This window comes from Rosenbergiella metrosideri, assembly GCF_022602565.1.
In the GTDB taxonomy this organism is placed as follows: domain Bacteria; phylum Pseudomonadota; class Gammaproteobacteria; order Enterobacterales; family Enterobacteriaceae; genus Rosenbergiella; species Rosenbergiella metrosideri.
On record NZ_JALBCV010000004.1, the window covers coordinates 20,048 to 32,243 of the forward strand.

Genomic DNA, 12,196 nt, shown 5'->3' on the forward strand with positions numbered 1-12,196 from the left:
TTTTGTGCGGTTTTAAGATTTAACTGACTGGCGAGATTAAAAAAAACCCACCGTAAGGGTGGGTTTATCACTACTAGTGTTCGCGGGTTTTTCGGAAAATAACGTCTGGGTAACGTTCTTGGGTAATATTGAGGTTTACCATCGTCGGTGCAATGTAGGTAAGGTTATCACCGCCATCCAATGCGAGATTAACTTCATTTTTTCGCTGAAACTCGTCGAATTTTTTAACGTCATCGCATTCTACCCAACGCGCCGTCGACACGTTAATCGATTCGTAAATGGCTTCAACGTTGTATTCTGATTTCAAGCGTGCAACGACCACATCGAACTGCAGGACACCCACAGCCCCCACGATCAAGTCATTGTTACTGATCGGACGGAAAACCTGTACCGCACCTTCTTCAGATAGCTGGACCAGCCCTTTAAGCAACTGCTTCTGCTTTAACGGATCGCGAAGACGAATACGACGGAATAATTCTGGAGCGAAGTTAGGGATCCCCGTGAACTTCATTTTCTCGCCTTGGGTAAACGAGTCACCAATTTGAATGGTACCGTGGTTATGCAGACCGATGATATCGCCCGGCCAAGCCTCTTCAACATGCGCACGATCACCGGCCATAAAGGTTAGCGCGTCAGAGATGACGACATCTTTCCCGGTACGGACTTGATACATTTTCATGCCTTTCTCATATTTACCAGAGACGATACGCATAAAGGCAACACGGTCACGGTGTTTAGGGTCCATGTTCGCTTGGATTTTGAAGACAAAACCAGAGAACTTATCTTCTCCCGCAATAACTTGTCGTTGGTCTGTCGAACGAGGCATGGGTGACGGTGCCCAGCCAACTAACCCATCCAGCATATGGTCGACACCAAAGTTACCGAGAGCGGTGCCGAAAAATACTGGACTAAGTTTGCCCTGTAGAAACAGTTCGCGATCAAATTCATGGGAAGCCCCCTGAACCAGTTCTAACTCGTCGCGGAGCTGACCTGCCAGTTCGTCACCAATTGCCGCATCGACCTCTGGGTTATTTAGCCCTTTGATTTTACGGACTTCTTGAATGGTATGACCTTTACCTGACTGATATAAAATCACTTCATCATCATAAAGATGGTAAACGCCTTTAAACAGCTTCCCACAGCCAATAGGCCAAGTGATCGGCGCACAGGCAATTTTTAACTCGCTTTCGACTTCATCGAGCAATTCCATTGGATCACGGATATCGCGGTCCAATTTATTCATAAAGGTGAGGATGGGGGTGTCGCGTAAACGGGTAACTTCCATCAATTTACGAGTACGATCCTCTACCCCTTTTGCCGCATCAATAACCATCAAGCAGCAGTCTACCGCCGTTAAGGTGCGATAGGTATCTTCCGAGAAGTCTTCGTGCCCTGGGGTATCGAGAAGGTTGACCAGTTTGTCATGGTAAGGAAACTGCATCACCGAGGTGGTAATCGATATCCCCCGCTGTTTTTCCATTTCCATCCAGTCAGATTTCGCGTGTTGGTTTGAACCGCGTCCTTTAACCGTTCCCGCAGTCTGTATAGCTTGCCCAAATAGCAGGACTTTTTCAGTGATAGTGGTTTTACCTGCATCAGGGTGAGAAATGATAGCGAAAGTGCGCCGAAGGGCGACTTCTTGCAGAAGGCGTTCTGTAGACATGCTTTTAACTTTAATTCCTGATGTTCGCGAGTACTTGAGCACTCTTTAAAGACAATTGCCGTTAGTTTACACGATTTCCCTAGGGTTCGGTATTACCCATTGGCTTAGTCAGAGTAAAAATTGCGCCATGAGTTACGACAACCTAGTGGTGGGTAATGCGGACTAAGAATGATTAACAATTACATTCAATATCTGGAATGATTTTTATTATTAACTAATTGATTTAAATGGATTTATTTTCTATCTCTACTTTATTTATCCCTAGGCTTAGTGCATAATTATTAACCATAGCCAGCCGATTTTACTTTTGGGGATACAACTATGCTGACGCCTGATATGGTTTCTCGCTTAAACGAACAACTTAATCTTGAGTTTTACTCTGCCAACCTTTACCTGCAAATGAGTGCTTGGTGCAGCGACAAAGGCCTTGAAGGCGCCGCGTCATTTTTACGTACTCATTCGCGTGAAGAGATGGACCACATGCAACGCCTTTTCAACTACCTTAGCGATGCAGGCGCATTACCTGTGCTGGGTACGATTGAAGCCCCTCCGGTCACCTTTGATTCGGTCAGCGACCTGTTCAATTTGACCTACCGTCATGAACAACTGATTACTCAAAAAATTAATGAGCTGGCGCATGCAGCGATGACGTCGCAGGATTACTCGACCTTTAACTTCCTGCAATGGTATGTCGCCGAACAACATGAAGAAGAGAAGTTATTCAAAACAGTTCTGGATAAACTAGGAATGCTTGAGAATAGCTCGAATGGATTGTTCTTAATCGATAAAGATTTAGCTGCGATGAATACCGAGTCGCACCCTGGCACCGCTCACAACTAATATCGCTTATTGCGGACCTCAATAAGGTCCGCAACAACTTTACGCCCGCGCTTGGTACTTAGTGGTTGCCACCGTGATTTCAGAGGGGGGCACCGGGCGGCTGAAATAATAGCCTTGATGCACATCACAGCCTAAATTGACCAAGTAGGTCTGCTGCTCTTCACTCTCCACTCCTTCCGCAACAATATTCAAATTCATATTTTTCGCCAGTTCGATAATCATCGAGAGAAGTCGAGGGTCAGTGTCTTTATGACCGATACTGTTGATAAAGGCCCGGTCAATTTTGAGTTCCGTTGCCGGCATATTTTGTAAATAGAGTAAGCTTGAATATCCTGTCCCGAAATCATCGATGGCCACTTGTACGCCAATCGCTTTCAACTCTTCTAGGATCTTAATACTCTCTTGCGGATAACGCATTGCAGTCGTTTCGGTGATCTCTAAAATCAGTTTGTCGGGGGCAAGGCAATACTCTTCAAGCGTCCTGGTCACCAGGTAGATCAAGCTTTTCTGCTCAAATTGTTGAGCAGAAAGATTGACTGAGATGGAGAGGTGATCAGCGCCTTGTTGATGCCAAATTGCGAGCTGACGGCAGGCTTCATTTAATACCCACTCACCCAGTAACAAAATCATTCCCGTTTGCTCAGCGATCGGCAGAAACTTATCCGGTGTTTTCAAACCTCGCTCCGGATGCTGCCAACGGACCAGGGCCTCGTAGCCGATGATCGCTGCAGACGTAACATTGAGTTTAGGTTGATAGAATAACCGTAGCTCGTTATTGTGAATGGCACGCCATAATTCATTTTTAAGTTGCACTTGGCTGCGGCCAATCGGGCTCATCGACGGTTGATATATACTAAAACCATTACGTCCACTGTTCTTGGTGTGATACATAGCCGAATCGGAATTAAACAGCATCTCTCGTGCTTCGATACCGTGCGCAGGGAACATCGCAATGCCAATACTTAGCGAAACTCTTAATTCATAAGTTTCAACGGTAAACTCCGGTTCAATCGCGGCAACTAAGGTTTCTGCTAGCCTAGATACGTCTGCTTCTGAGCCGGCATATGAAAGTAAAACAAACTCGTCCCCGCCAACTCTTGCCAAAATATCGCTCGGATTCACCGCTGCATTAAGACACTTCGCAACTTCTACCAATAACTTATCGCCGATATCATGGCCATAAGCATCGTTTACCATTTTAAATCCATCGAGATCCATATACAGCAGACTAAAGCTTGAGGAATTTTGCTTAGCACGCTGAATATAGTCATTAAGTTTATCTTCAAAAAGGGTACGATTAGCTAGATTGGTTAACGGATCGTGCAAAGCCATTTGACGCAGTTCTTCATTGTTCTGCTTAAGCTTACTGGCCATCCGAGATACCCGAAGTTGGGACTCGATCATCGCACCAAATAGGTTACTGCCGAGAATAACCAAGGTGGACATAAATACCCAGATGGTCAAACGCTGTGAACCGAGTCCCCCCGGTAAAACCTGCATCGTCGAATCAAAGTGGGCAGCATACATGCCGGTATAGTGCATGCCGGCTATCGCCGCGCCCATCACGAGTGCCGTAATAAAACGGTTTAAGACCCCCGCATCATTGTTACGGAGCTGAAAGGCAAACCACAATGCGACGGCCGAGGCGGAGTAAGCGATCACAATCGAGATAATAATCGGTGTTTTGTACCAAATAATCGGCTGATTAATACGCAGGCCAGCCATTCCGGTATAGTGCATCGCGACAGCCGAAGTTCCTAAAATTATCGAGCCCAATAGTAGATTCTTCAACGTAAATTGGTTATGTCGGAACACCACCCATAACGCAATAATAGAACCGAGAACCGCAACAACAATAGAGAAGATCGTTTCAATCGGGTTATAACGCATAGGCATATTAAAATGCATCGCCATCATACCGATAAAATGCATCGACCATATGCCAATACCCATCGCTGCCCCGCCACCTACCAGCCATAACAGGGCTTTTATTCCGCGGCTATCCGTCACTCTGGCGACGGTGTCTAAAGCTGAGAAAGAGGTGAGGAACGCAATAAATACAGAGGCGATAACTAAGCCACTGTCCCACGTTACATGCATCATATTCATTGTGTCCAATTGACTCTCCTACTTAGCTCTGCCTAGGCAGCTTCGGCGACTTGATTACTCGCGTAATGATTAACTTATTTAATATTACGTGATTCAGCCAACAGTAAACAATTTTTTTAGGAATATGATGATTAATTTAAGGAAAATTTTAGGCTATCGACAGAAGAGCCTCAATCTGCTGCTGAAAATCTATCTAACTACGAAGCCGAGCGCTGATAACGCTTAACTAGCCAGCCCAACCATAGCGATCCGACAAACCCGCATATTGCTGCAAGAGTCAACCAAGCCCCAGGCATCGCTTTATCCCCTGAGCTATGGATTAAAAAGCTTGATACCGCCGGAGTAAAACCACCAAACAGCGCGGTGGCTAAACTATAAGCAAGAGAGAATCCCGAGGCTTTCACGTCAGCCGGCATCACTTCTGCCAGCCAAACTACCATCGCACCGTTATAGCTGGCATAAAGAAAGGATAGCCATAATTCGGTTTCAATAAGGTGAGCAAAGGTGGGGGTAGCGACCAGCCAACGTAAGGCTGGCCATGCCGTAAAAATCATTAATAACGTAAATATAATAAGCAATGGACGGCGACCTACTCGATCAGATAGCGCCCCCATAAGCGGTAGCCAAAACAGGTTAGAGATACCGACGAAGAGCGTCACTAAAAAGCTTTGCTGATCACTCATATTCAGCACTGCTTTACCAAATGTTGGGGTGAACGCAGTAATCATGTAAAACATAACAGTGGTGGTGACCACCATAAACATCCCTGCGATCACTAATGCCCAGTTCCGTAACACGGAACGTGCAATCTCACGCATACCCGGACGATGTTTTTTCTCTTTAAAAGCTTCAGTCTCTTCCAGTGAACGGCGAATATAAAATAAGAAAGGTACCACCATGCAGCCAATAAAAAAGGGAATTCGCCATGCCCAATCGGAAACCGCCTGTTTACCTAGGAGGTGGTTCAGCCCTAATCCTAATAATGCGGCAAATATCACTGAAATTTGTTGGCTACCTGACTGCCAGCTAACAAAAAAGCCACGACGTCCCGGAGGGGCTATTTCGGAAAGGTATACGGATACTCCCCCTAACTCCACACCGGCAGAGAAGCCTTGCAGTAGGCGGCCCACCAGTACGAATATTGGCGCGAAAATACCGAGAGTGTGGTAACCCGGAACAACAGCAATAGTTAACGTCCCTAAAGCCATTAACCCTAAGGTAATTAACAATCCTTTACGCCGCCCATGTTGATCAATATAGGTACCAAGGATTACCGCCCCGAGAGGGCGCATCAAAAAACCTGCGCCAAAGGTCATCAGCGTCAGCATCAATGAGGCAAAGGGGTTACTGCCCGGAAAGAAAGTGTTGGCGATGGCACTGGCATAATAGCCAAAGACCATGAAATCGTACATTTCAAGGAAGTTACCACTGGTCACGCCGAAGATAGATTTCGCATTTTGCCAAGCCGAAGGACTGGAGGAAGATTCAGAATAATTCATTTAACATTTCTCACTTTTTTGTTTTTATAACGCTAACCATCCTCCTTTTTAATCCCATTAAAATAACTTTTCATTAAAAAAATTATAACAAATGATAAACAATAAACATTTTGGCAAAAAAAAATCCTCCCGAGGGAGGATTGCTTTATGCTATCAGCTGTTACTTGGGGACGCTCTCTAACCCCATCAGCCCTATCTTTAGATAACCCGCGCTACGTAGGTCATCCATAATACTCATCAGTGTAGCGTAATCGATGCTTTTATCGGCTTGGAAGAAGATCGTGGTCTCTTTATTGCCTTGAGTCTGCGCAATAATTTTTTGTACCAGATCTTCTTTGCTCACTGCATCGTTACCGACGAAAAGTTGGTTACCCTCTTTCACACTCAGGTAAACCGGCTTTTCTGGTCTAGGCTGCGGCGTGCTGGTCGATGCCGGTAGATTTACGCGGACATCAACGGTTGCTAAAGGCGCCGCTACCATAAAGATGATAAGCAAGACCAACATCACGTCGATAAAAGGCGTGACGTTAATCTCATGCATTTCACCGTCGCCGTCTACTTCATCATTGAGTCGCATTGCCATGACAATTACCCTACACGTAGTTTTTGAGTCGCCGTATTTTTTGTCATTGGCGTGTAGCTACTGTTTTGCAGATCCGCGTCACGGCTTTGTAACAGAATGATCTGTGCCGCACTGTCACCAAGAGAGGCTTTATACCCAGCGATCATCCGTGCAAAAACGTTATAAATAACTACTGCTGGAATTGCCGCGACTAACCCAACAGCAGTGGCTAGGAGGGCTTCCGCGATCCCCGGCGCGACAACGGCGAGGTTAGTGGTTTGCGTTTTAGCAATACCAATAAAGCTATTCATTATCCCCCACACCGTACCGAATAGGCCAATAAAGGGTGAGACTGATCCAATAGTGGCTAAGAAACCATTATTACGGCTAGCATGGCGGCCAATTCGAGCAACTTGGCGTTCTAAACGAAAGACGGTACGCTCTTTAATACCCGCTTGGTCATCGCTTTGTGCGGACAATACGCGTTCATCAAGCGCTTCGGTAACCAACATGGCAGCGTGGCTATTTTTAGCAAATTGTTGAGCAATTTTTCCTGCACCATCGAGTGTACGAGCATCCTTTAATGCTTGCTGATCTGCTTTTAAACGACGCTTTGCTGTACTCAGTTCAGTGTATTTAGCAAAGAAAATTGCCCAGGTCGCAACGGAGGCGAGCAGCAAACCTATCATCACAACTTTAACAACGATATCAGCATGTTGGTACATGCCCAATACAGATAAATCTGTCTGCATCAGATTATTGGTCACCACACTCATTTTCTAGCCTCGGGTTGTTGCTTAAAACATTGGGTACTATGATACCAAAAGCAAACTCTATTGATAGTAGTTATCATTACTATTTACATAATGAAAACAGTCTCACGAATAATATTCGCTAAAAACAGCCAGTTATAATCAGAGATCGGGCTAATTTTTTTATGGGGTGGAGAGTGTACTGTTATGACCGTTTAACCTAAAAAAACCTCCCCTTTTCCAGCAACACTGCTTACTCTACTCGTCATTGATTTTTTTGATTTGGGGATTGTAATGTCCGATAAGCAACATCTTGAAACGACGCTCATTAGTGCGGGCCGCAAACCACGTTACACACAAGGTGCGGTAAACACGGTTATTCAACGCGCCTCGTCCTTAGTCTTCCCGACAGTCGCAGATAAGAAAATCGCGACGGCAGGCCGAGCGAAAGGTGAACTTTTTTATGGTCGCCGTGGCACCTTGACGCACTTTGCCTTGCAAGATGCGATGACCGAACTTGAGAACGGTGCTGGCTGCGTACTCTATCCCTGCGGTGCGGCAGCGGTAGCGAATGCTATTTTAGCCTTCGTTGAAGCTGGCGATCATATTCTGGTAAGCGGATCTGTTTATGAACCGACACAGGATTTTTGCTCGACTATCCTGAAAAAGCTTGCCGTTGAAACGACCTATTTTCCCGTACATTCCGCTAAAGAGATCACCAAATGGCTTCGGCCGACAACTCGAGTGGTCTTTTTAGAGTCTCCTTCATCAATCACCATGGAAGTGCAAGATATCCCTACCCTAATCGCCACGGTACGTCGCATTGCTCCGCAAGCGGTGGTCATCGTCGATAATACTTGGGCCGCCGGAGTCCTGTTCAAGGCCTTAGAGGCTGGAGCCGATATTTCTATTCAGGCTGGCACCAAATACTTAGTTGGCCATTCCGATGCCATGATTGGGACTGCAGTGGTGAACGAACGTTGTTTGGAACAACTGCGCGAAAATTCTTATTTAATGGGCCAGATGGTAGATGCCGACACCGCGTACGTAACATCACGCGGATTACGCACTCTAGCGATTCGCTTACGGCAGCACGAGGCGGCAAGCCTTGAGATTGCCCACTGGTTAAGTCAACGTGATGAAGTTTTCCGGGTGAACCATCCAGCCCTTCCCGAGTGTCCGGGACACGCATTCTGGCAACGAGACTTTTCAGGGAGTAGCGGTTTATTCTCTTTTATCCTTAACGAGAAACTCGATCCTGTACGACTCGCCCACTACCTCGACCATTTCGAGCACTTTAGTATGGCCTATTCTTGGGGCGGCTTTGAATCATTGATTTTAGCTAACCAACCCGAAGAGATCGATGCGATTCGTCCCGTTGGACCCGTTGATTTTACGGGAACATTGGTTCGACTTCATGTGGGATTAGAACATCCTCAGGATTTAATCGCTGATTTAGAGAGAGGCTTCGCTCGACTCAAAGAGTCGGTGTAAACACTCCGAAAATTAGGATTTTGGCCCATAGCGGCGCTTTCTTGACTACACTTAGGCTCATTATCCATGATCAATTGATCAAGAGAAGGAGCCTATAATGTCTCAGCAACTAGAAGTCACGCTGCACGATGGTCGTACCATGCCTCAACTCGGCTTGGGGGTTTGGCAAGCTTCGATTGAACAAACTCAGGAAGCCGTCACCCATGCATTGAATACCGGCTATCGTTCTATCGATACCGCAGCGATTTATAAGAACGAAGAGGGTGTAGGGCAGGCATTACAAGCGTCTACGCTGGCCCGCGACGACCTGTTCATTACCACTAAGTTGTGGAATTCTGATCAGACTGACTGGCAACGTGCCTTGGAGAGCAGCCTCGGTAAGCTTCAGCTAGATTATGTTGACCTCTACCTGATGCACTGGCCCTGCCCACAACAGGATAACTTTGTTAAAGCGTGGGAAGGCATGATCGATCTGCAACGCCAAGGACTTGTGAAGAGTATTGGCGTATGTAATTTCCAAGAGGCTCATCTGGAGCGTATTATTCGCGAAACCGGTGTTACGCCCGTCGTCAACCAAATCGAATTACATCCCTTGTTCCAGCAACGCCAGCAACATACTTGGAATGCTCTGCATAAGATCCATACCGAATCGTGGAGCCCTCTGGCTCAAGGCGGTGAAGGCGTCTTCGATCAAGAAATTATCCAAACCCTGGCGAAAAAATACCAGAAAACTCCTGCGCAAATTGTTATTCGCTGGCACTTAGATAGCGGTCTTATTGTTATCCCTAAATCAGTCACGCCTAAACGTATTGATGAGAACTTCGCAGTGTTTGATTTCAAACTTGAAAAAGAAGAGTTAAAAGCGATTGCCGCCTTAGATAGCGGTAAGCGTCTCGGCCCTGAACCAGAGACTTTCGAGAAGCGTTAAATTACACAGCCTCCCTCTTAGGGAGGCTTAATTTAATTAGTAGCTATTCCCTGTGTTAGCTGAAGGTTGAACCAACAGTTGGCCCACTGCACCTTGATCGAATTGCTCTAATGTTTGGCTACCATAGATAAAAGGGAAATGTGCCGAAGAGGTTTGCGGGAAGGTCACCAGCATCTCGACGTTACCATCAACCCAAACCGTATCTTTCCACCCCCGATCTTCGACCATTGGCGGCGCACCATTAACACTCTTAATAAGGAACATCGCCCCTTGGATGGAGAAGGATTGTGGCAGATCCGCTTCCACCGTCCAACGCTCGAAACTCCCCTGCTGTGCAGTGATATCCACACGCTTCACGTCCCATGCCCTATCGTTTATTCCCCCAGGAGAATCATTTAAACGAATATGCCGTGTTTGACTGGTTAAGCCAGTCTCAAGTGCAGAGGCTAAGGAGGTCGGCACGCTGTCCGTGACCAGAGGCAGCAATCCTGTCGGTCTTAGCGTTAACACTAACGTCGACGTCAGTACCGTTGAAGGCTCGAAAATCCCTCGAATCCTTTCCATAATCGTTGCTTCTGTCCCTGCCGTAATGGAAACATTGTGACCGTCAGAGAGATCAATCAACACTTCACGGCGCTCGCCCGGAGCCAGCGATAACTGAGTGGTGGTCACAGGTGCAGACATAAATCCTTGATCACTGGCAATCACCGTAAAAGGTCGGTTGTCGGAAAGTTGTAATAGGTAACGACGAGCATTCGAGGCATTCAATAAACGGAGGCGAACCCAGCCGCGCGAAGCATTAAAATACGGTTTCTGAGTACCGTTAACCAGTAGCGTATCACCCAGAAAAGGCGTTGAGCTCTCTTCATAAACGGGTGTTCCGAAATTATCCAGCCGTTTATCTTGAATAATTAACGGAATGTCGTCAACGCCATAATGTTTGGGCAATAGCAGCTGCTTGCTGACGTCATCTTCGACTAACCATAATCCAGCCAATCCACGGTAAACTTGCGAACCGGCATGCTGCGCAGTGTTGGCATGATACCAAAGGGTCGCGGCAGGTTGACGGATAGGCAGAATAGGCGACCAATCGACTTCCGAGGAGATTAAACGTGGCGCCCCCCCAGATAACGGGCCAGGAACATGCAAGCCGCTCACCATCATCGAGACCGATTCTGTCAGACGGTTACTGTAGATCAACTTGACGTCATCACCGTTCCAGACCTTCACGGTCGGTCCTAAATACATACCATTAAAACCGATACAGTCAGCTTGATTACGGCCATTGAACGCCCAATGAGCGTCTTGCATCATTAAAAATATAGGCTGCCCACGGCGTGATTCAATTAACGGCGGAATATAGAGGGGATTACTTCCCTCATTATCTGCAGCAAAGACCGTTTTAGGAAGCAAGGCGGGGCCAGCTGCCGCCACCGCTGAACACTGGATAAATCTGCGCCGAGTAAAAGACATTAGCGAACAACCTTCAACAAAAGGGGTATAAGTGAGCCTTGGTATAAGCCGTGATTAATTAATACGATCAGTTTCACGACGTGCGACTTCAGCGTTTAACTCATCCAATTTTTGCTGCATCACTTCACGACAATAATTGGTCAACTTCCTTGCTGACTGATCCTGAAAGGGTGCTGTGTCAATTGGCGGAAGCATTTCGACAATAACTAAACCATTTTTTAAACGGTTAAGATTAATTTTGTTATGAGTGTCTGAGACCACGATCGGAATAATCGGTACTCCTGCCGCTAAGGCAGCGTGAAAAGCGCCGGTTTTAAAAGGCAGTAATCCCCGGCCGCGGCTACGTGTCCCTTCTGGGAACATCCAGAAAGATACCTGGCCATTTTTCAGTTGTTCAACAACTTGGTTGATACTACCGTGTGCTTTAGTCTTGTTATCGCGATCAATCAGTAAATTCCCGGTTAACCAATATAACTGACCGAAAAAAGGGATCCACGCTAGGCTTTTTTTGCCAACGGTTACGGTGGGGGCTTGCACCATATTTGCCGCGGTGACCATATCGTAGTTATTTTGGTGGTTAGCGATATAAATCGCGTTACCCGCCTTTTCAATGCCTGCAGGCTTACGAAACTCAAGCGTAATACCAAATACATGGCTCAATTTACCAAACATGTGTGCAAAGGTGGCCACATGTCGTGGATTACGTGGCGAAAATAAACACCAGATACAGCCGACTAAGCAGACCAATATAGAATACACGACGACAATGACAGCTCGTAAAATTAACAGCATATAACCCTCAAATGAGGAGAATGCACGCACTCTCCTCTACTATAGTCTTTATTCTAGGAGGATATCGCACAAGCCTGAGTCGCT

The 12,196-nt window shown here is 46.5% G+C and carries 10 protein-coding genes; 3 read left to right on the forward strand and 7 right to left on the reverse strand.

What is annotated here, in order from left to right:
• Window positions 1–73 precede the first annotated feature (73 nt).
• The gene (gene prfC / locus MKR94_RS05775) at window positions 74–1,663 is read right to left on the reverse strand and encodes a peptide chain release factor 3 (protein WP_241646060.1); all 1,590 of its coding nucleotides are present in this window, start codon (window positions 1,661–1,663) and stop codon (window positions 74–76) included.
• Between the two features lie 321 nt (window positions 1,664–1,984).
• Here prfC and ftnA point away from each other — a divergent pair, with 321 nt between their 5' ends.
• The gene (gene ftnA, locus MKR94_RS05780) at window positions 1,985–2,503 is read left to right on the forward strand and encodes a non-heme ferritin (protein ID WP_099822428.1); all 519 of its coding nucleotides are present in this window, start codon (window positions 1,985–1,987) and stop codon (window positions 2,501–2,503) included.
• Window positions 2,504–2,542: 39 nt separating this feature from the next.
• On the opposite strand, the gene MKR94_RS05785 is transcribed toward ftnA, so the two are convergent.
• The 4 genes from MKR94_RS05785 to exbB form a co-directional block, all read right to left on the reverse strand.
• Window positions 2,543–4,612: a putative bifunctional diguanylate cyclase/phosphodiesterase gene (locus MKR94_RS05785; protein WP_241646220.1), complete on the reverse strand. Its 2,070-nt coding sequence runs from the start codon at window positions 4,610–4,612 to the stop codon at window positions 2,543–2,545.
• A gap of 197 nt (window positions 4,613–4,809) precedes the next feature.
• The gene (gene tcuC / locus MKR94_RS05790) at window positions 4,810–6,111 is read right to left on the reverse strand and encodes an MFS transporter (RefSeq protein ID WP_241646062.1); all 1,302 of its coding nucleotides are present in this window, start codon (window positions 6,109–6,111) and stop codon (window positions 4,810–4,812) included.
• Between the two features lie 160 nt (window positions 6,112–6,271).
• Window positions 6,272–6,694, reverse strand: a complete 423-nt coding sequence (gene exbD, locus MKR94_RS05795) for a TonB system transport protein ExbD (RefSeq protein WP_241646064.1) — start codon at window positions 6,692–6,694, stop codon at window positions 6,272–6,274.
• A 5-nt stretch (window positions 6,695–6,699) separates the two neighbouring features.
• Window positions 6,700–7,440 (reverse strand): tol-pal system-associated acyl-CoA thioesterase, encoded by a 741-nt coding sequence (gene exbB, locus MKR94_RS05800; RefSeq protein ID WP_241646221.1) that lies wholly within the window; start codon window positions 7,438–7,440, stop codon window positions 6,700–6,702.
• A gap of 279 nt (window positions 7,441–7,719) precedes the next feature.
• Between exbB and metC the strand changes: the two genes are divergently transcribed.
• Window positions 7,720–8,919: a cystathionine beta-lyase gene (metC, locus tag MKR94_RS05805; RefSeq protein WP_241646066.1), complete on the forward strand. Its 1,200-nt coding sequence runs from the start codon at window positions 7,720–7,722 to the stop codon at window positions 8,917–8,919.
• A 97-nt stretch (window positions 8,920–9,016) separates the two neighbouring features.
• On the forward strand, window positions 9,017–9,847 hold the full coding sequence (gene dkgA / locus MKR94_RS05810; RefSeq protein ID WP_241646067.1) for a 2,5-didehydrogluconate reductase DkgA: 831 nt from the start codon (window positions 9,017–9,019) through the stop codon (window positions 9,845–9,847).
• A 36-nt stretch (window positions 9,848–9,883) separates the two neighbouring features.
• On the opposite strand, the gene ftsP is transcribed toward dkgA, so the two are convergent.
• On the reverse strand, window positions 9,884–11,320 hold the full coding sequence (ftsP, locus tag MKR94_RS05815; RefSeq protein WP_241646069.1) for a cell division protein FtsP: 1,437 nt from the start codon (window positions 11,318–11,320) through the stop codon (window positions 9,884–9,886).
• 54 nt (window positions 11,321–11,374) lie between these two features.
• Window positions 11,375–12,112 (reverse strand): 1-acylglycerol-3-phosphate O-acyltransferase, encoded by a 738-nt coding sequence (locus MKR94_RS05820; RefSeq protein WP_241646071.1) that lies wholly within the window; start codon window positions 12,110–12,112, stop codon window positions 11,375–11,377.
• Window positions 12,113–12,196: the final 84 nt, after the last annotated feature.